The sequence below is a fragment of the Streptosporangium sandarakinum genome, assembly GCF_013409935.1.
GTDB lineage: Bacteria > Actinomycetota > Actinomycetes > Streptosporangiales > Streptosporangiaceae > Streptosporangium > Streptosporangium nondiastaticum.
In genome coordinates this window covers 2,725,326-2,743,628 of sequence record NZ_JACCCO010000001.1, presented here as the reverse complement: position 1 = coordinate 2,743,628, position 18,303 = coordinate 2,725,326, and the positions used below count along the sequence as shown (strand labels likewise).

18 protein-coding genes are annotated in these 18,303 nt (G+C 73.7%); 9 read left to right on the top strand and 9 right to left on the bottom strand.

Translation table 11 applies throughout. The features are described from left to right. Positions 1–17 precede the first annotated feature (17 nt). From HDA43_RS12135 to ygfZ, 3 genes are all read left to right on the top strand, one after another. The gene (locus HDA43_RS12135) at positions 18–506 is read left to right on the top strand and encodes a DUF5946 family protein (protein ID WP_179819890.1); all 489 of its coding nucleotides are present in this window, start codon (positions 18–20) and stop codon (positions 504–506) included. A 96-nt stretch (positions 507–602) separates the two neighbouring features. Further along, a complete protein-coding gene (locus HDA43_RS12130; RefSeq protein ID WP_179819887.1) occupies positions 603–1,016 on the top strand; it encodes a Fur family transcriptional regulator in 414 nt (137 codons plus the stop codon). Positions 1,017–1,036: 20 nt separating this feature from the next. Continuing rightward, positions 1,037–2,023, top strand: a complete 987-nt coding sequence (gene ygfZ, locus HDA43_RS12125; protein ID WP_179819885.1) for a CAF17-like 4Fe-4S cluster assembly/insertion protein YgfZ — start codon at positions 1,037–1,039, stop codon at positions 2,021–2,023. A gap of 94 nt (positions 2,024–2,117) precedes the next feature. Here ygfZ and HDA43_RS12120 read toward each other — a convergent pair whose 3' ends face one another. The 7 genes from HDA43_RS12120 to dtd form a co-directional block, all read right to left on the bottom strand. Beyond that, positions 2,118–3,281, bottom strand: a complete 1,164-nt coding sequence (locus HDA43_RS12120; RefSeq protein ID WP_179819883.1) for a M20 family metallopeptidase — start codon at positions 3,279–3,281, stop codon at positions 2,118–2,120. Then, positions 3,278–4,345 carry a ketopantoate reductase family protein gene (locus tag HDA43_RS12115; protein WP_179819880.1) on the bottom strand — a complete coding sequence of 356 codons (1,068 nt, stop codon included), beginning with the start codon at positions 4,343–4,345 and terminating at the stop codon, positions 3,278–3,280. Before HDA43_RS12115 ends, HDA43_RS12120 begins: the two co-directional genes overlap by 4 nt. Then, positions 4,342–5,142 carry an SDR family NAD(P)-dependent oxidoreductase gene (locus tag HDA43_RS12110; protein ID WP_179819878.1) on the bottom strand — a complete coding sequence of 267 codons (801 nt, stop codon included), beginning with the start codon at positions 5,140–5,142 and terminating at the stop codon, positions 4,342–4,344. The genes HDA43_RS12115 and HDA43_RS12110 overlap by 4 nt, the downstream gene beginning before the upstream one ends. Then, positions 5,142–6,440: an MFS transporter gene (locus HDA43_RS12105; protein ID WP_179819875.1), complete on the bottom strand. Its 1,299-nt coding sequence runs from the start codon at positions 6,438–6,440 to the stop codon at positions 5,142–5,144. The genes HDA43_RS12110 and HDA43_RS12105 overlap by 1 nt, the downstream gene beginning before the upstream one ends. A 62-nt stretch (positions 6,441–6,502) precedes the next feature. Continuing rightward, complete coding sequence (locus HDA43_RS12100) at positions 6,503–7,423, bottom strand: polysaccharide deacetylase family protein (RefSeq protein ID WP_179819873.1); 921 nt, start codon at positions 7,421–7,423, stop codon at positions 6,503–6,505. Between the two features lie 5 nt (positions 7,424–7,428). After that, on the bottom strand, positions 7,429–8,442 hold the full coding sequence (locus HDA43_RS12095; protein ID WP_179819871.1) for an Lrp/AsnC family transcriptional regulator: 1,014 nt from the start codon (positions 8,440–8,442) through the stop codon (positions 7,429–7,431). Positions 8,443–8,556: 114 nt separating this feature from the next. After that, positions 8,557–8,982, bottom strand: coding sequence for a D-aminoacyl-tRNA deacylase (gene dtd, locus HDA43_RS12090; RefSeq protein WP_179819868.1), 426 nt, complete (start codon positions 8,980–8,982; stop codon positions 8,557–8,559). 72 nt (positions 8,983–9,054) lie between these two features. On the opposite strand from dtd, the gene HDA43_RS12085 reads away from it, so the two are divergent. After that, the gene (locus HDA43_RS12085; protein ID WP_218911691.1) at positions 9,055–9,987 is read left to right on the top strand and encodes an asparaginase; all 933 of its coding nucleotides are present in this window, start codon (positions 9,055–9,057) and stop codon (positions 9,985–9,987) included. A gap of 64 nt (positions 9,988–10,051) precedes the next feature. Here the strand turns inward: HDA43_RS12085 and HDA43_RS12080 are convergent, their stop codons facing one another. Together HDA43_RS12080 and HDA43_RS12075 are read right to left on the bottom strand one after the other, a co-directional pair. Continuing rightward, complete coding sequence (locus HDA43_RS12080; RefSeq protein ID WP_179819863.1) at positions 10,052–10,471, bottom strand: hypothetical protein; 420 nt, start codon at positions 10,469–10,471, stop codon at positions 10,052–10,054. Between the two features lie 217 nt (positions 10,472–10,688). After that, positions 10,689–12,425: a DUF2207 domain-containing protein gene (locus HDA43_RS12075; protein WP_246423960.1), complete on the bottom strand. Its 1,737-nt coding sequence runs from the start codon at positions 12,423–12,425 to the stop codon at positions 10,689–10,691. Positions 12,426–12,572: 147 nt separating this feature from the next. Between HDA43_RS12075 and HDA43_RS12070 the strand changes: the two genes are divergently transcribed. The 5 genes from HDA43_RS12070 to HDA43_RS12050 all read left to right on the top strand — a co-directional run bounded on the left by HDA43_RS12070 (position 12,573) and on the right by HDA43_RS12050 (position 18,257). Further along, positions 12,573–13,598: a neutral zinc metallopeptidase gene (locus HDA43_RS12070; protein ID WP_179819861.1), complete on the top strand. Its 1,026-nt coding sequence runs from the start codon at positions 12,573–12,575 to the stop codon at positions 13,596–13,598. A gap of 157 nt (positions 13,599–13,755) precedes the next feature. Continuing rightward, positions 13,756–14,469 carry a sulfotransferase family protein gene (locus HDA43_RS12065; protein WP_179819858.1) on the top strand — a complete coding sequence of 238 codons (714 nt, stop codon included), beginning with the start codon at positions 13,756–13,758 and terminating at the stop codon, positions 14,467–14,469. 657 nt (positions 14,470–15,126) lie between these two features. After that, positions 15,127–15,822 carry an RNA-guided endonuclease TnpB family protein gene (locus HDA43_RS12060; protein WP_376770473.1) on the top strand — a complete coding sequence of 232 codons (696 nt, stop codon included), beginning with the start codon at positions 15,127–15,129 and terminating at the stop codon, positions 15,820–15,822. Positions 15,823–16,190: 368 nt separating this feature from the next. Next, complete coding sequence (locus tag HDA43_RS12055; RefSeq protein ID WP_179819853.1) at positions 16,191–16,745, top strand: SGNH/GDSL hydrolase family protein; 555 nt, start codon at positions 16,191–16,193, stop codon at positions 16,743–16,745. 168 nt (positions 16,746–16,913) lie between these two features. Continuing rightward, a complete protein-coding gene (locus tag HDA43_RS12050; protein WP_179819851.1) occupies positions 16,914–18,257 on the top strand; it encodes an FAD-binding oxidoreductase in 1,344 nt (447 codons plus the stop codon). Positions 18,258–18,303: the final 46 nt, after the last annotated feature.

Below are 18,303 nucleotides of genomic sequence, written 5' to 3'. Positions count from 1 at the left end.
CCCCTATGTTCCAGATCATGGAAGACGATCCCATTGCGGCTCGGTGCGACTGTGGTGCGGTGGCCGGCCCGCTGGGCGTGTGCGCGGACTATTACCACGCGATCCTCGCCGAGGAGCAGGCTGATCCTCAGATGTACCGGTGGCACGCGCCTGTGGTCTGCGCATACCTCCTGCAGCATCCCTCCAGAGCTCATGAGAAGTATCTCGACGGCCAGTTCCGGCAGATGCAGCTCTATTTGGACAAGGGTCTCGACGCGCTGCTTCGCGTAGCGGCTCATCAGGTGGCGCGGAACAGGCACGGGGTAGGGTCGGGCTACGACATGGCACCGTTGGCGGCATACGAACCGCTCCCGCCCGGTGGACCTCCGCGGCACTTCCGCGCCACATTCTGCGGGTTGCCGTTCAGGGACGGCAGCTTCGTGTCCGACGGTCATTCGACGTACGGAGACCGCATCGAGGCCATCGTCGGAGCGACCGTGGAGTCCTGGAGATCCGTCCAGGCGTGAGACCCGGAGGCGGCTCCACACCACCTCGCTGGACGTGACCCGGGCCGAGCCCGCGGCGGGCTGCTCCCGCGGCGGAACAGACCCTAGACTCTGGGCATGTCCGAGACGTCGTGGCACGAGCAACTGCGGGCGCACGGTTACCGGGTCACCCCGCAGCGCCAGCTGGTGCTGGAGGCCATCAAGGCCGCCGAGCACGCCACTCCCGAGGAGATCTGCGCCAAGGTGCGGGAGACCGCGCGCGGGGTGAACATCTCGACCGTCTACCGCACCCTCGAACTGCTCGAACAACTCGGCCTGGTCACCCACACCCATCTCGGGCACGGCGCCCCGACCTACCATCTGGCCGCCGACGCCGACCACGTGCACCTGGTCTGCCACGAGTGCGGCGAGATCGACGAGGTCGCGCCCGAGCTGGTGCAGGACCTCGTGACCAGGTTCGACGAGGAGATGGGGTTCGCGGTCAACGTCCACCACCTGACGGTGTTCGGGCGTTGCCGTAAGTGCCGCTGAGGGCTCGTAGGCTTGGGACCATGCGAAGCCCTCTGCTGGACACTCCCGGCGCGGTCGCGGCCGAGGCCCCCGACGCCGACGTCGCCGGACACTACGGCGACCCGTTCGCCGAGCAGCGCGCGTTCCTCGCGGGCGAGGCGATGGTCGACCGGAGCAACCGCGAGGTCGTACGGATCTCCGGGCCCGACCGGCTGAGCTGGCTCAACGACCTGACGTCGCAGAAGCTCAATGACCTCAAGCCCGGCGTGCCGACCCAGACGCTGTTCCTGGACGCCCAGGGCCGCGTGGAGCACCACCTGACGCTCGTCGACGACGGCGAGGCCGTGTGGGCGCACGTCGAGCCGGGCACGTCGGCCGAACTGGTCGCGTTCCTGGAGAAGATGCGGTTCATGCTCCGGGTCGAGATCGCCGACGTGACCGGCGACTACGCGGTCGTGTCCGTCGCCGAAGGGACGCCGGTCGCCCCGCCCGAGGGGTCCGTCGTCATCGGGGGCGACGTGCTGCTGCCGCGGGCGCTGCTGACCGACCGGCTGGGCGGCATGGCCCTGGCCGGGCTGTGGGCCTACGAGGCGCTGCGGATCGAGGGGCACCGCCCCCGCCTGGGCTTCGAGACCGACCACAAGACGATCCCCCACGAGGTGGGGTGGATCGGCCCGGCGCTGCACCTGAGCAAGGGCTGCTACCGGGGCCAGGAGACCGTGGCCCGGGTGCACAACCTCGGCCACCCGCCGCGCCGCCTGGTCTTCCTGCACCTGGACGGCAGCGTGGACACCCTGCCCCGGCACGGCGACCCGGTGACCCACGACGGCGCGGAGATCGGCTTCGTCGGCAGCGCCGCCCGGCACCACGAGCTCGGCCCGGTCGCGCTGGCCATGGTCAAGCGGACCGTGCCGGTGGACGCCACGCTCCAGGCCGGGGGAGTGGCCGCGGCGCAGGAGGTCGTCGTGCCGCCGGACGCCGGCCGCAACGTCGCCATCGACCCCGCCCTGCGCCGCCGCATCCGCTGAGACGGCGGCGGGCCCCTGAGGAACGGCCCGGCGCCTCGGAAAAGGGCCGGGCCGTCCGGCGGTCCCGGCTCGCCGGAAAGGCGGCTGCCGCCGGTCAGGAGGCCAGCGTGCGCAGGAGCGCGGCGGTGAGGGCGGCGCGCTCCAGCATGCCGTCCACGCTGACGTGCTCGTGCCGGGCGTGCGCGCCCGCGCCGACCGCGCCGAGCCCGTCGAGGACCGGCAGGCCCAGCGCGGCGGCGAAGTTGCCGTCGCTGGCCCCGCCGACCGAGCGTTCGCACAGGTCGAGGCCCAGCCGGGCGGCCACGTCGCGGGCCCGCCCGAACAGGCGGGCGGTGCCCTCGCTCCGCTCCATGACGGGACGGTTCCACCCGCCGGTGACCTCGATCGAGGCGCGGGGGTCGTGCGGGCGCAGGGCGGCCAGGGCCGCGTCCACCCGGGCCGCCTCGGCCTGGCTGGCGACGCGGACGTCCACCTCGGCGCGGGCCGCGCCGGCGACGACGTTGGAGCCCGTGCCGCCCGAGACGACGCCGACGTTGATGGTCGTCCCGGCGTCGAGGTCGGTGAGGTCGTGCAGCAGGCGTACGGCCCGCGCCAGCTCGTCGATCGCGCTGGCGCCCTTGGCCGGTTCGAGGCCGGCGTGCGCCTCGACCCCGGTGAACTCCAGGCGGAAGATGCCGACGCCCTTGCGCTCGGTCTTCAGTGCCCCGTCCACGCTCGCCTCGAACACCAGCGCCGCGGCGGCGTCGCCGGCCGCCTCCTCGATCAGCGGCCGGGAGGCGGGGCTGCCGATCTCCTCGTCGCCGTTGAGCAGCAGCCGCAGCGGCGGCCGGGGAAGCCCGGCGGCGTCGAGCGCGCGCAGCGCCCAGACGAGCTGGACCAGCCCCGCCTTCATGTCGAAGACGCCGGGGCCGCTCGCCCGGTCCCCCTCGACGGTGAACGGCCAGGAGGCGAGGGTGCCGGCCGGCCACACCGTGTCGTAGTGGGCGAGCAGCAGGATCGGCGCGGTCCCCCGGCCGGGATAGTCGTTGACCCGGATGTCGCCGTACGGCCCGCCGTCGACGCGCCGGGTGGCCGCGGGAGCGCCCAGCCGGGTGGTCAGGTAGCCGTCGAGCCACGTGAGGCCCGCGTCGAGCAGCGCCCTGTCGTTGCTGGGGGTCTCCAGCGAGACGTAGTCCGACAGGTCGGCGAGCATGTCGGCGCGGTGCTCCGCGATCCAGGCGTGCAGCGCCCGCGCGTCCGTCACGGCTTCCGCGCTCATCGGGCGGCCTCCAGGTCGCGCAGGTGGTCCTCGCTCATCGGGGCGCGCCCGGTCTCGACGTCGGTGAGGCGGGCGAGCACGCCGCGGGCCAGCGGGGTGGCGACGCCGGCCGCGTCCGCCTCGGCGAAGACGGCCCCGTAGTGGTCGCGCACCTCGACGGGGCGGTGCCGTACGGCGATGTCGCGCCAGATCCCGCTGCGGTCCTTGGGCTGGGTGCGCAGCCAGGCGGTGAGCCGGTCGGTCGCCGCCTCGCGGACGTTCTCCGGCGCGCCGGGCAGGTAGGCGGCGGGGTCGAACGCGTCGAACGGCTCCAGCCGGTGGCCCAGCCGCGCGGCGACCGCGAACACCTCGGCCACCAGGGCGTGCATCAGCGGGCGGTGCCGGTCGATCAGGTCGGCCATCGGCGCGTCGGCCAGCGCGGTCGCGGTCAGCATGATCCCGAAGCCCAGCTTGGACCACAGGTAGCCGTTGATGTTCCCGGTGGCCTTGGCGCCCAGCCCGGCGAGGTCGGAGACGATCCGGTCGACCCGGGGACCGGACTCGCCCGACAGCTCGCCGACCACGAAGGCGCCGGGGCCGCCGTCGCGGATGACGCCCGGCTCCACCACGTCGGCGAAGAGGTTGACGAACGCGCCCACGACGCGGTCCGCTCCGACGTGCTCGGCGATGAGCCGCTCGTTGAGCCCGTTCTGCACCGAGACGACGAAGCCGTCGGGGGCGAGCCGGGGCGCGATCCAGCCGGCCGCGCCGTCGGTGGCCTGGGCCTTCACGCACAGCAGGACGTGCCGCAGCGGGCCGTCCACCTCCTCGGGGGTGGCGGCGCGGACCCGCGCGGTCTCGTCGCCCGTCGCCCGGCGGAGCACCAGCCCGTCGCGGCGGACCGCGGCGACGTGCGCGGGGTCGGCGTCGACGAGCAGCACGTCGTGCCCGCCCCTGGCGAGGTGGAAGGCGACGCTCCCGCCGATGGCCCCGCCGCCGACGATCGTGTACGGCGCGCCCGGGGCGACTCCCGTGGCCCCGGTCGTGTCGGCGGTGTCGGTCGTGTCGGTGTTCCGGTCTGTCATGCGGTCTGCACCTCGCTCGTTCCCTTCCAGTGCAACGGCAGGGCGGTCGTGCCCGCCGAGGCTCCGCCGTCGACCCGCACCACCGTGCCGGTCACCCATTCGGCCTCCTGCCCGGCCAGCCAGCGCACGGCCCGGGCGATGTCGAGGGGCAGGCCGCGCCGTCCCAGCGGGTTGGCGGAGACGGCGTCGGCGTACTCCTCGGTGACGGGGTTGGCGGCGCTGTCGACGGTGACGAATCCCGGGCTGACCGCGTTGACCCGGACGCCGAGCGGGCCGAGTTCGACGGCCGCGGCCTTGGTGAGCATCTCCAGGGCGGCCTTCGACGTGCAGTAGTGCGCCGCGCCGGGGCGGGCCCGCAGCGCGGCGCCCGAGGCGATGTTCACCACCGAGCCGGTACGGCCCGCGGCGGCGCAGGCCCGGCCGAAGGCCGCGGTGACCAGCATGGGCGCCCGCACGTTGACGTTCTGCACCCGGTCCCACTGGGCGGCGGTCATCTCCAGGAACGGCGTCGCCGGGTAGATGCCCGCCGCGTTGACCACGACGTCGACCGGCCCGCGGTCCCGCCAGGCCCGGTCGAGCAGTTCCGCCGCGGCGTCCGCGCCGGCCAGGTCGGCGACGATCTCACCGACGTCGGCGCCGTGATCGGCGCGCAGCCGTCCGGCCAGGTCGGCCAGGGTGTCGGCCCGCACGTCGACGGCGGTGATCCGCGCTCCCTCCGCGGAGGCGAACAGCTCGCAGATCCCGGCGCCGATGCCGCTGGCCGCTCCGGTGACGAGCACGTGACGTGGCCCGGCCATCAGGTCAGCTCCTTTCCCTTGGTCTCGGGCATGGTGGTGTAGACGATCACGCCGACGAGGGCCGCGGCGACCACGTAGAGCCACACCTGGTCGCGGTAGCCGTTCGAGCTGAGCCAGGTGGTGACGTACGGGGCGGTGCCCCCGAAGATCGCGACGGACAGGGCGTACGGCAGGCCGATGCCGGTGGTGCGGACCTCGGCGGGGAACTGCTCGGCCATGATGGCGGCGCAGTTGGCGGAGTAGCCGACCAGGAAGACCATGCCGATGATCTCGATGACGAGCAGGGCCCCGAAGCCGCCGTCGAGGAAGTGGAAGGCCGGCCAGGCGATGACGAGGAAGCCCAGGGCGAAGGCGGTCATCGTGGGCTTGCGGCCGATCCGGTCGGAGAGCAGGCCGCCGAACGGCAGCAGGATCAGGAAGACGACGACCGCGATGGTGTTGGCGAGCAGGGCCTCGTTCAGCGGGATGCCGGTGTCGACGTGGGCGTAGGTCGGCATGTAGCTGACCCAGATGTAGTAGAGGAGGGTTCCGGCGATGGTCACGCCGGCCACGCGGAGCGCGGCCCGCGGGTGCTCCCTGAACATCGCGGTGAGCGGGTTGGCGCGGGTCCGGCCGGACGCCTCGACCTTGGCGAACGCCTCGGTCTCGGGGACCGAGACCCGCAGCCACAGGCCGATCAGGCCGAGCAGGCCCCCGACGGCGAAGGCGATGCGCCAGCCCCAGCCGCTCAGCGCGGCGTCGTCGAGGAAGGAGGTGAGGACGGTGCCGAGCGCCGAGGCGATCAGCACGCCGCCGCCGACCGAGACCTGCTGCCAGGACCCGGCGAACGCGCGCCGCCCGCTCGCGGCCGACTCGATGAGGAAGGCCGACGAGGTGCCGAACTCGCCGCCGGCGGAGAAGCCCTGGACCAGCCGGGCGAGCACCAGGACGACCGGGGCGGCGATGCCGATGGTGTCGTAGCCGGGGCAGATCGCGATCACGAAGGACGCCGCCGCCATCAGCGTGATGGTCAGCGTCATGCCCTTCTTGCGGCCGTGCCGGTCACCGTACGCGCCGAGGATCGCGCCGCCGATGGGGCGCATGAGGAAGCCCACGGCGAAGACCACCAGGGTGGACAGCAGGCTCGCGGTGGGGTTGCCGGAGGGGAAGAACTGGCGGGAGAACACCGACGCGAACGTGGTGTAGATGGCCCAGTCCACCCATTCGACGGTGTTGCCGATCGCGCCCGCGACGATCGCCCTGCGCTGCGCCGGGGTGAGGCGCGTGGCGGGTGCTCCGGCGGCTGTCTGGACGTTCATGGGGGTTCCTTCGGTGCTCTCTCGGGCGCTCGGGCCGGCCGTACGGCGGGCGGGTGCGGGGCTCACGTGGACTCCCGCAGGACGTACTCGGCGATGTCGGCGTGGGTGGCGTACCAGACGCCGTCGTGCCCGGCGATGTGGTCGAGCAGCTCGGTGAGCGCCGCCATCCGGGAGCGGTGCCCGATGATGTGGGGGTGCATGGTGAGCTGGAACAGCCCGCCCTCGGCGTAGGCGGCGTCGAACTCGTCGCGCCAGATGTCGGCGACGTCCCGCGGCGGGGTGTACGGCCGGAGCGCGCCGTAGCGCTCCATCATCAGGTACGGCGCGTCGTCCCTGATCCACTCGACCGGGATCTCCACGATGCCGGTCGGCTCGCCGTCGGCCAGCAGCTCGTACGGCTCGTCGTCGGCCATCAGCGAGGAGTCGTAGACCAGGCCCAGCTCGCGGGTGATGGCGAGCGTGTGGTCGGAGAAGTCCCACGAGGGGGTGCGGATGCCGACCGGGCGGGTGCCACTGAGCCGCTCCAGCGTGTCGGCGGCGCGGAGGGCGAGCTCCCGCTCGTCGGCGGGGTCGAGCAGCATGTTGCGCTCGTGGATCCAGCCGTGCATGGCGACCTCGTGGCCTGCGGCGACGTAGTCGCGCACCTCGCCGGGGTGCAGCAGCGCTGACACCGCCGGCATGAAGAACGACGCCGGGATGCCGTGGCGGTCCAGCAGGCGCAGGACGCGGGGCGTGCCGGCGCGGGCACCGTACTCCCCCTGGGAGAGCTTGCCCGGCCGGGTCTCGCCCTCGCGCAGCGGGATCGTCTCGTGGTCGGAGTCGAAGGAGAGCGCGACGGCGACCCGGGCGCCGCCGGGCCAGGAGGCGGGGGTGAGGCCGCGTCCGGCGCGCACCCGGTCGACGTGGCCGCGCCAGGTCTGCTCGGACCACTGCCAGGGCTGCTGCTCGGGGGCTTCGGTGGGGTCGGGGACACGGGCGGTCATGGCGGTCACGGTTCCTTCCGGTCCGACAGGGCGGTGGGGATGGGGACCCAGGCGCGCTTGAAGGTGGTGAGCTGGAGGGTGACGTCGGCGGCCCGCAGGCCGGGCAGCGAGCCGACGTCGTCGGTCATGTAGCGGAACAGGTCGCCGTAGTGGCGCAGCGCCACCTGGGCGGCGAGGTTGAAGCGCCCCGTGGTGGCCGACAGGTAGCGGGTCAGGGGGTGCGCGGCGAGCTGCTGGCCCGTGGTCTCCAGCCGGCCGGGCTCGACCTCCAGCCACAGCATGAACTCCACGGCGTAGCCGAGCACCTCGGGTTCGGCGAGCGTGCGGAACCGCAGGCAGCCCCGCCGGACGAGCGACTCGACCCGCCGCTTCGCCGTCGACTCGCTGCTGCCGACGGCCGCGGCGAGGGTCTTGTACGGCATCCGCCCGTCCTGGCCCAGGACCTGGACGATCGCCTGCTCCAGCTCGTCGAGCCGCTCCGGGGAGTCGTCCCGGAACCGGTCCTCGAAGGGGAGCTCGGCCGCGTCCCGCAGCTCGGCGGCGGCCTTCGGGTCGAGGACGCCGGGGTTCCAGTCGTGGTTGGAGACGAAGGTGCGGATGACCGCGTGCGTCTCGCTCTCGATGACCCGGTCGCCGCCGGGCACGTCGGCGACCATCACCCGGCCGAGCGCGGCGTGGTCGGGCACGACGAGCTCGGCGACGCAGTCGGCGGCGCCGGACACCACCGCCACGAACCGCGCCTCGGGCCGGGCCGCGATCGCGCCGGCGACGTCGTAGGTGGTGCCGGGCCGGCAGCGGAACCGGGTGAGGACCGGCACGCCGAGACCGCACCGCAGCACGTCCACCACGCCGATGACGCGGAGCATGCCGCTCTCACCGAGCAGGGCGGCGCGGCGGACCACGGTGGACTCGCTCGCGCCGACGAGGCGGGCGACGAGGCTCCAGGGGGCCCGCCCGTTCAGCTGGAGGGCCGCGACGATCGCGCGGTCCAGCTCGTCGACAGGGACGCCAGGTTGCATGCGACACAGAATTCCTGACGGAATCCCCCAAACGCAAGCCTAAAGTGACGCAATATTCGATTGGAAGGTAAAATCTGGTTAGTCGGACATAGTGGACAGGGGGCGGGTCGCCGGTCAGACGTCCAGGACCAGGGTGATGGGCCCGTCGTTGACCAGGGCGACCTTCATGTCGGCGCCGAACACCCCGGTCTCCACCCGGGCGCCCAGCGCGCGCAGCTCGGCGCAGACCGCCTCCACCAGCGGCTCGGCCACCGGACCGGGCGCGGCGGCCTGCCACGTGGGGCGGCGGCCCTTGCGGGCGTCGCCGTACAGGGTGAACTGGCTGACCACGAGCAGCGGCGCGCCCACGTCGGAGCAGGACTTCTCGCCGGACAGGATCCGCAGGCCCCAGAGCTTGGCGGCGAGCCTCGCGGCCTCGGCCGGGGTGTCGGTGTGCGTCACCCCCACCAGCACCAGCAGGCCGGGCTCGTCGATCGCCCCGGCCGTCACGCCGTCCACAGTCACCGAAGCGGAACTCACCCGCTGTACCACCGCACGCATGCCCCCCATCATCTCGCGCACCCGGCGACCCTAGAATCCACGCGAAAGGAGACAAAGGTGTCTGCTGAGTCGTTGGTTGTCGAGGTTGTCCGCTCGGGGTTCGTGGAGTCCACCCACCGGGCGCGAATGCTGGCCGTCGAGGCCGACGGGTCTCCGGTGAGGGTGCACGGCGCGGTCGACGCCCTGGTCTCACCGCGCTCGTCGATGAAGCCGCTCCAGGCCCTGGCCATGGTGCGCCACGGCCTGGCCCTGGAGGGCGAGCTGCTCGCGCTGGCGTGCGCCAGCCACTCCGGGGAGCCGTTCCACGTGGAGGGGGCCAGGAAGATCCTGTCCGGGGCCGGGCTGGACGAGAGCGCGTTGCGCTGCCCGGAGGACCTCCCCGGGGACGACGCCGCCCGCGACGAGGTGCTGCGGTCGGGCGGCGGACCGGCCCGCGTCCACATGAACTGCTCCGGCAAGCACTCCGCGATGCTCGCCACCTGCGTCGCCAACGGCTGGCCCGTGGAGACCTACCTCGACCCGGCCCACCCGCTGCAGCGGGCCATCCGCGAGGTGGTCGAGGAGCTGACCGGCGAGCGCGTCGCCGCCACCGGCGTGGACGGCTGCGGCGCCCCGCTGTTCTTCGTCTCGATGGTGGGCGTGACCCGGGCGTTCCGCGCGTTCGTGCTGGCCGAGCCCGGCACCCCCGAGCGGCGCATCGCCGACGCCTTCCGCGCCCACCCCGAGTGGACGTCCGGCACCCGGCGGGCCGAGGCCCGGCTGATGCGCGCCGTGCCCGGCCTGATGCTCAAGGCCGGCGCCGAGGCGTTCGACGCGTTCGCCTTCAGCGACGGACGCGCCGGAACCGTCAAGATCGAGGACGGCGGCCAGCGGGCGCGGACCCCCGTCACGGTCGAGGCGCTGCGCGCGCTGGGCTTCTCCGGCGCCGACCTCGACGAGCTGGCTGCCGGGGTGCTGTACGGCGGCGGCCGGCCGGTCGGCGAGGTCCGCCTGCGCCGCTCCTGACCGCCCGCGGTCGCGCCGCCCCGGCGGTCACCCGCCGCCGGGGCGGCACGGAGTCGCGCGGCGGTCAGTCCCCGCGGAGCTCCTCGGCCACCAGCCCCGCCCCGATGCCCAGCAGCCAGACGTCCTTGACGATGCCGAGCCCCTCGGGGGTGGGGCGCAGGCTGCCCTGCCGCCGCAGGCCCGGGGTCCGCAGGTACAGGCCCATCAGCCCGCCGGCGAAGGCCGCGAGGGCGGCGCCGGCCAGCGCCGACGGCACCACCGGGAGCAGAAGAGCCGCGCCGAGGGCGATCTCCGACTTGGCGAGCCAGCGGGTGAACTCCTCCGGGTCCAGGTCCTTGAGGAACGGGTAGGTCCCGGCGGCCATGCCGTGGGTCTGCCGGGCGCGCTCGCCGTTCGAGGCGGCCATGGACAGCCCGGACTCCAGGATGACGAGCCCCGCGGCGACGCGGGCCGGAAGCTGGTGCGGTCGGGCGGTGATCCTCATGGCGGCTCCTCCCAGTCGTCGGTGAGACGGGCGGGGGACCGTGGTCCTTCCCCCGCCCGCGAGGCGCACGCCCGATTTGATCCTTTCTTGGCGAGGAACCGCCGGAACCGCCCGCGGCCTCCTCATCCGGTGCCGCCCCGGACCGTCCGAGGCCTCCTCGCCCGGCGTCGCTCCGGACCGCCCGCCGCGCTCCCGGTGAGGCGCCGTCCGGAACCGTCTACAGGGAGCGGAGCTGCCGGGTCGCGGAGATCGCGCCCGACGTCGTCGTGGTGAACGTCCGCATCGAGTCGGCGAACTTCGACAGGTCCCACTCGGCGGGGCCGTGGTACCAGTACAGGTTGTCGGCCTGCTGCCCGTTGCCGGTGACCGAGGAGACCACGCGGGCCCAGCGGTCCACGCTGTCGAAGATCACCGCGTACGGCAGGTAGCGGGAGAACAGCTCCACCCGCTGGGCCTGGGGCACGTCGGCGCCGACCTCGCCCCGGGCGAGATACTCCCGGAAGCCGAGGGTGTGGGCCAGCGCCGCGGACCCCTTGGCGGTCTTGGCCGGCATGTACTGCCCGCCCACGGCCAGCGCGGCGCCCGCGATGATCAGGGCCAGGCCGAGCACGCCGTACGTGGTGAACCAGGCGAGCGCGACGGTGGCGAGCACCCCGGCGAAGGTGAGCACCACGCCGACGGTCGTCCAGCGGGTGCGGACGGTGTCGGGACGGCGGGCGAACCAGCCCTGGGTGACCACGTCCCGGTAGAGCGCGTCGCGCACCTTGCCGAGGTTCGCCGCGAACGTGCCCTTGAGCTGGGAGAGCGGCACCGCGTCGCGGCCGTCGAAGATCGCGTCGTAGAGCGCCCGCTCGTACGGCATGAGCGCGCCGACCTGGGCGCCCGGCAGCCGCACGAGCGTCCAGTCGGGGGCGTCGTAGGTCTGGCGCGGCTGCTCGTCGATGCGGAGGTAGCCGCGGACGGCCAGGTCCACGATGGTGGCGGTCACGTCGACCACGTCGGCCTGCTCGTCCACGAGCGTGCCGATCTGGCCGGGGCGCACGCCGTCCGGCGGGGCGAAGTGGCCGTTCTGCACCGCGTCGAGCGCGCCCGACTCGTGGCCGACCACGCGGGCGTCGCGGCCCCGAGTCCAGTAGAGGAGGCCGAGGCCGCCGAGCAGCAGGACCAGCAGGCCGGCCAGCGCGCCTCCGGTGACGGTGTTCAGCGTGAAGGCGTTGGACAGCTCGAAGCGGCGCTGCAGGATCGGCGCGCCCTTGGTGGCGCCCGCCGGGTAGCCGACGACGACGGTCAGCACCTCGTTCGCCCCGAGCTCCTGCTGCTCGAAGTCCGCGGTGGTCCCGGTGTGGTCGGGGGAGGCGGCGGTGCAGCCGATCGCGGAGGTCAGCACGCCCGCGAAGCAGGACAGGCTCTGAAGCTGGGCCGGCCCGGTCACCTTCACCGTGGCCAGCTCCACCGGGACCGGCCAGCCGCCCACGGCGTACCAGCGCAGCTCCTGGGCGTCGCCCAGCGGGGTCACCACGCCCTTGACGTCGTACTCCAGCGTGGCGGGGCTCCGGCCGGTGACGGTGAGCGAGTCTCCCCGCAGGGTGCCGCCCCGCAGGTTGGTGACCTGGTAGACCCGGTCGTTCCCGTCGTCGTAGCGCGTCCGGGTGACCAGCTTGCGGGTCGGCCCCGTCCCCGTGAACTCCAGGGTCTCCTTGACGTGCAGGACGCCGTCCGGCCGCAGCTGGAGCTCGACGGCGTCCTTCGTCACCCTCCCGTCCGGCGCGGCGTTCCGGGCCTCCGCGGCGCGTCCGGGCCCGGTGATCGGTACGGTCACCGCGGCCCGTCCGGCCTGCGCGGCCTCCGTGGTCCGTCCCGCCGGTACGGTGGCGCCCGCCGCGAGGGCCGGGGACGCGCCCAGGGTGAGCGCGAGGGTGGCGGCCACGGCCAGGCCACTCGCCGCTCGATGCATCAAAGATCCCGCCATGGCTCGGGAGCCTATCGAGAACCACCCATTCCGTGGCGGCCGGGCGATAACCAATTTTTCAGTCCTTAAACCTACATATGTGTGTATCCGCTAGATTGCCGGGCGTAGATCATTCTTCGGGAAGGCGGTCACATGCGGTCGCGCGGGTCGAGTCCCCTGGTCTTCGGCGTTCTCGGACTCCTCGCCACGGCCTTCACCGCGGTCGTGGTCGTCGCCGGCCTGACCGGCGGGGACGACGTCGAGGCCCCGGCCGCCCCCGGGTCGGGTCCCGTGGCCACCGAGGGTCCCGGACCCGAGCCGATCGAGGGCGCCGAGGTCGCCCCGCCCAGCTTCCGGCCCCCGCAGCGGCTGAACCTCGGCTCGGCCGCCGGCTCCCGCGTCGCGCTGGCCGCCGCCCGCCGTCAGGTCGTCGACCTGCGCACCATGCGGCGGGCCGACACCGCCGCCCGTCTCAAGCGCAACCCCCTGTACGGCACCGGCGTGATGCTTCCCACGGCCTGCCGCGCCCCGCGCCCCTCGACTCGGTCGCAGGACATGCTCGCCTACCTCGACGCCGTCTCCTCCTGCCTGGACCGGGCCTGGGCGGGCAAGTTCTCGCAGGCCGGGGCGGTGTTCCAGGCTCCGCGCCGGGTCTACTGGTCCCGTCCGGGCCGCGGCCCCTGCGGCACCTACCCCGCCCCGAACGCCGCCGCCTACTACTGCCCCGCCAACCGGGGCATGTACATCGGCCTGGGCCACGTGATCGAGCAGACCGGCGGGCGGAACCCGGCCGGGAACCACGTGCCCTACCTGACGGTCCTCGCCCACGAGTACGGCCACCACGTGCAGTCCATGGCGGGCATCGGCGGTGCCTGGTGGTGGGAGGTCTCCGACCGGTCCAAGGCCGCCCAGAACGCCTACAGCCGCCGGTCGGAGCTCCAGGCGCAGTGCCTGGCCGGGGTCTTCGCCCGCAGCGTCCGCACCCCGCTCGCCATCACCGGCTCACGCTGGCAGGAGGTGCTGGAGTCGGAGTACGGCCGCGGCGACGACCAGAACGGCGTGGGCCTGCGCGACCACGGCAGCGGCGAGCACTTCGCCGCCTGGATCCACCAGGGCTGGCGATACGCCAAGGTCGGCTACTGCAACACCTGGGTCGTCCCCTCCTCCCAGGTCAGCTGACCCCGCAGGGGCCGTTCCCGTCCCGCGCGTCACCCTTGTGGGCCGCCGTCCCGGATGGCCGTTCCAGGACAGGACGAATCCCGGCGGATTGGGCGGACGGTGCCGTGGGCATGCCGCCGGAGGACGAGTACGGAGATCGTCGAATGCGAGGGACGGCATGCTGAAGGTGATCGGCGCGGGGTTCCCGCGCACCGGGACCAGTTCGACCAAGGCCGCGCTGGAGCGGCTGGGGTTCGGCCCCTGCTACCACATGTTCGAGATCCTCTCCAACCCGGACCACGTCGACCGGTGGCTGCCCGCCGCCTCCGGCGAGCCGCTGGACTGGGAGCGGGTGTTCGAGGGCTACCGGTCCAGCCAGGACTGGCCTGCCAGCTTCTTCTGGCGCGAGCAGGCGGAGGCGTATCCGGACGCCAAGGTCGTCCTGACCGTGCGCGACCCCCACCGCTGGTACGACAGCATGGGGACCCTGCTCGCCAACGGGCCCGGCCGGGAGCTGCCGCCGGGCATGCCGGAGGGGGCGATCGCCGTGTTCCAGGCGATGGCCAGGCTCCGCCCGGTCCTGGACATGATCGGACGGAGCGTCTTCGGCGAGACCTGGAGCTTCGGGGAGAAGCTGCCGAGCGAGAAGGTCGCCGTGGAGGCGTTCCACCGCCACGTGGACGCGGTCCAGAAGAGCCTGCCCGCCGACCGGCTGCTGATCTTCGACGTCCGGGAGGGCTGGGAGCCGCTGTGCGACTTCCTGGGGGTCGACGTTCCCGAGGGTGAGCCGTTCCCGCACCTGAACGACTCCGACACCATGCGGCGGATGATGGAGCGGCTGGTGACCGAGGGCAGCGTCGAGAGTCCCTTCGGGGGCGGCCGGCGCGGCTGAGCCGGCCTCCGGCGCGGGACCGTACGGCGGGCCGGGGCTCGGGAGCGGATAAGGCCGGGCGGGATTCCGCCGGTGCTTCCGGGCGGGTGGTTCCGGCCTGCCGGACCCGGGCCGCGTTGGACGGGCCGCCCTACCGGTACTACGAGGTGGCGGTGACCACGACACGAGGCTGAGGTAGGGGGCCCGTAATGCCAGATACTGCCTATTTGTGATGCTTTGGGCAAGGCCCAACCTGCAATATTTCAAAAACCTACCCCTGGCGGCAGGCCGGATGAGGCGGGAGTGAACGAAAGGGATCGAAGGGGCGGCTGGGGGCCCGTCGTCCCCGTGATCCCGCCGCCGGATCCGTGCCGGGGAATTCCACGATCCCCGGACCGGCGCTCCCGGTCCGGGCTACCGAAATGCGGGCCGGTGCTCCGGTCTTCAGACCGGAGGTGAAGGCCCGCGCGGGAGTGCCCGCCAGGGCGCGGGCGTGCCCTGACCTTCCTGGTCCTGTCGTTCGGCCCACCAGGCGTGGGACATCAGGACGGCGAAGGACCGGCCACCCGCGTTCGGCGATGGTGTGCTCGCCGAGGTGGTGGGCGGCGTCGGCGCGGGCGCCGATGTGTTCACGGATCGCCCGGATTCCCCTACGCTCGGTCATGGTCGAGTGGCACGATGATGGCCGTGCGGCTTCGTTACCAATACCGGCTCTGTCCGAATGCCGCCCGGCGCCAGGCGCTGGCGCGGGCCTTCGGGTGCGCCCGCGTGGTGTTCAACGACGGGTTGCGCGCACGAACCGAGGCCCGCGAGGCGGGCCTGCCGTACAGACGCCTGCGCAAGGCGCAGCAGGCCCTCTCCCGGAAAGTGAAGGGGTCGAACAACCGTAAGAAGGCCGTCGTCGGGGTCGCCCGCGCGCACGCCCGGGCGGCCGACGCGCGCCGGGACCTCGCCCACAAGCTCTCTGCCGCGTTGATCCGCGACAACCAAGCGGTGTACGTGGAGAACCTGTCGGTGAGGGGCCTGGCGCGCACGAGGCTGGCCGGGAGCGTCCATGACGCAGGCTGGTCGGCCTTCGTGGCCATGCTGGAGTACAAGGCCGCCCGGTACGGGCGGACCTTCGCCAGGATCGACCGCTGGTTTCCCTCGTCGAAGCTGTGCTCGGCGTGCGGGGCCGTCGCCGGATCGATGCCGCTTTCCGTCCGGTCATGGACCTGCCCGTGCGGGGCGGATCATGACCGGGACGTCAACGCGGCGATCAACGTCCTGGCCGCCGGACGGGCGGACAGGCGAAACGCCTGTGGAGACCCGGTAAGACCACCGCTCGCGGTGGCGCGGGTCGGCGAAGCAGGAAGCCACAGAGGCGCCGCATGACGCGGCACGGGCTGAATCCCCGGGCCTTCAGGCCGGGGAGCGCGTCAAGATGCCGGTCTGCTCATGACGGTCCCGCCGGGCGGCGGCGCCGGAGTCCTCGCCCGGTCGGCGCGGCGCTCCGGATGGCGAGCGCGAGCCGCCGCGCCCGCGGGACCGGCCCCCGCCGGCACCCCTGTCGGCAGCCCAGAGATCCCCGAGGTGACATGCGCGGGCCCGTGCCTGGACGACCCCGAGCATGGACACTCGCCTTACTTGTCGGGATTTGCTGCCTTATTTCGGGATGCACGGCCGGGGGGACCCGGACGGCCGGACCGGAGACGGGGGCGCCCGGCGACCACCTCGGGCCCGGCCGGGCGGCCCCGCTGGTCATGGTCATCGGCGACAGCTTCACCGCCGGCTCCGGTCCGGTCGAGCCGTGGGAGACCTACGCCGCCGAGACGGCCCGCGAGTTGGGCTGGCAGCTCGTCACCGCCGGGGCGCCCGGGACGGGCTACGTCAACCCCGGCAGGGTGGGACGCACGTTCCTCGGCTCCTTCGCTCTGGAGCTCTCCTGGCGGCCGGCCCCCGACCTGCTGATCGTCTCCGGCGGGCACAACGACCGCGGTGTCTCCCCCGGCCGGGTCGGACAGGCGGCCGGGATCCTGCTGGAGGCGGTCCGGGCCCGCTGGCCGGGCACCAGGATCGCCGTGGTCGGCCCCATCTGGATGACCCCGGCGCCCCCGTGGGCCCACGAGGTGCGGAACGCCGTCGCGGCCGTCGCCGCCGGGGAGCGGGCGCCCTTCCTGGACCCGATCGACCGGCGCTGGGGCGGTGACGCGCTGCTGCCCGACGGGGTCCATCCCACCCGCGAGGGCCACATTCGCCTGGCCCGCTGGCTCGTCGCCGCGCTCCGCGAGCACGGGATCGGCCGGGACGTCCGCTGACACCCCGCGGCCGGCCCGCCGTACCCCCGGCCCGCAGCACCCTCCGGCCCGGCCGGGCCCCCGGGACGACCGGCCGCCGCTCCCGGGCTCAAGCCGTATGCAAACCGCTCCCAGCTCTTCCGCAAGTCGCCTCCGTGACGATGGCGGCGCGAAGGAAGAGGAGAGATCATGACATTCGGGGACGACCTGCGGCGCACGGTCAGAGGACGGGTACTGGTCGCCGGGGACGAGGGGTTCGAACAGGCCGGGAAGGCCTGGAACCTCTCGGTGGACCAGCGGGTCAGGGCCGTGGTGGAGGCCGAGGACGCCGACGATGTGGCCGCGCTGGCCGCCCACGCCCACCGGGTGGGACTGTCGGTGGCCGCCCAGCCGAGCGGCCACGGCGCGTCCGGTGACACGGACGGGGTGATCCTGCTGCGGACCCGGCGGCTCGGCGGCGTGGAGGTGCGGCCGGAGCGGCGCACGGCCCGGGTCGGGGCGGGCGTGGCGTGGGGCGAGGTGCTGTCGGCGACGAGCCCGCACGGTCTGACCGGGCTGGCGGGCAGTTCACCCGCGCCCAACGTGGTGGGCTACACCCTCGGCGGCGGCCTGAGCTGGTTCAGCCGCCGGTACGGCTTCGCCGCCGACAGCGTCCGCGCCTTCGAGGTCGTCGACGTCGAGGGCCGCCGGGGTACGGTGACCGCCGACTCCGACGCCGAGCTGTTCTGGGCGCTGCGCGGTGGCGGCGGGGACTTCGCGCTGGTCACCGCCATCGAGTTCGATCTGCACCCGGCGCCCGCCCTGTACGGCGGGCGCGTCATGTGGCCGGTCGAGCGGGCCCCGGAGGTGCTGGCCGCCTTCCGGGAGATCACCGAGGACGCCCCCGAGGAACTGACCGTGTGGTTCCAGCTGCTGAACCTGCCGCCGCTCCCGGAGCTCCCGGAGTTCCTGCGGGGCCGGTCCGTGGTGACCGTGGACACCACGTTCCTGGGCGAGGAGGGTGAGGCCCGGGCACTGCTGCGCCGCCTCGACGAGATCGACGGGTCGATCATTGACAGCCGGGGGACGCTCCCGGTGGCCGAGCTGGGCGGCATCTGCGCCGAGCCCACCGCCCCGTCGCACAGCCTCGCCCGGGGGGAGCTGCTGACCGCCCTGGACGACACGGTGGCCGGGGCGCTGCTGGCCGAGCCCACCGCCCCGCTGGCCGTCGTGCAGCTCCGCCACCTGGGCGGGGCGCTGGCCCGCCCGGCCGAGGGCGGCGGCGCCTGCGGTCACTTCGCCGAGCCGTACATCCTCGGCCTGATCGGCGTCGTGCCGGCCCCCGAGCTGGTGCCCGCGGTGGCGGACCGGCAGGAGGCCATCGTGGCCCGTCTCGCGCGGTACGTCAGCGGGCGCAAGCCGTTCACCTATCTCGGGAAGGGGGAGCGGGCGGCGGCGGCCTTCCCGGACGACGCCCTGGCCCGGCTCCGCGACGTCAAGCGGGCCCGCGACCCGCGCGGGGTGTTCCGGAGCAACCACCCGGTCCTGGACTGAGGCCGGAGAGCGCGCCCGGCGCGGCCGGCTCCGCGGGGGAGCGGTG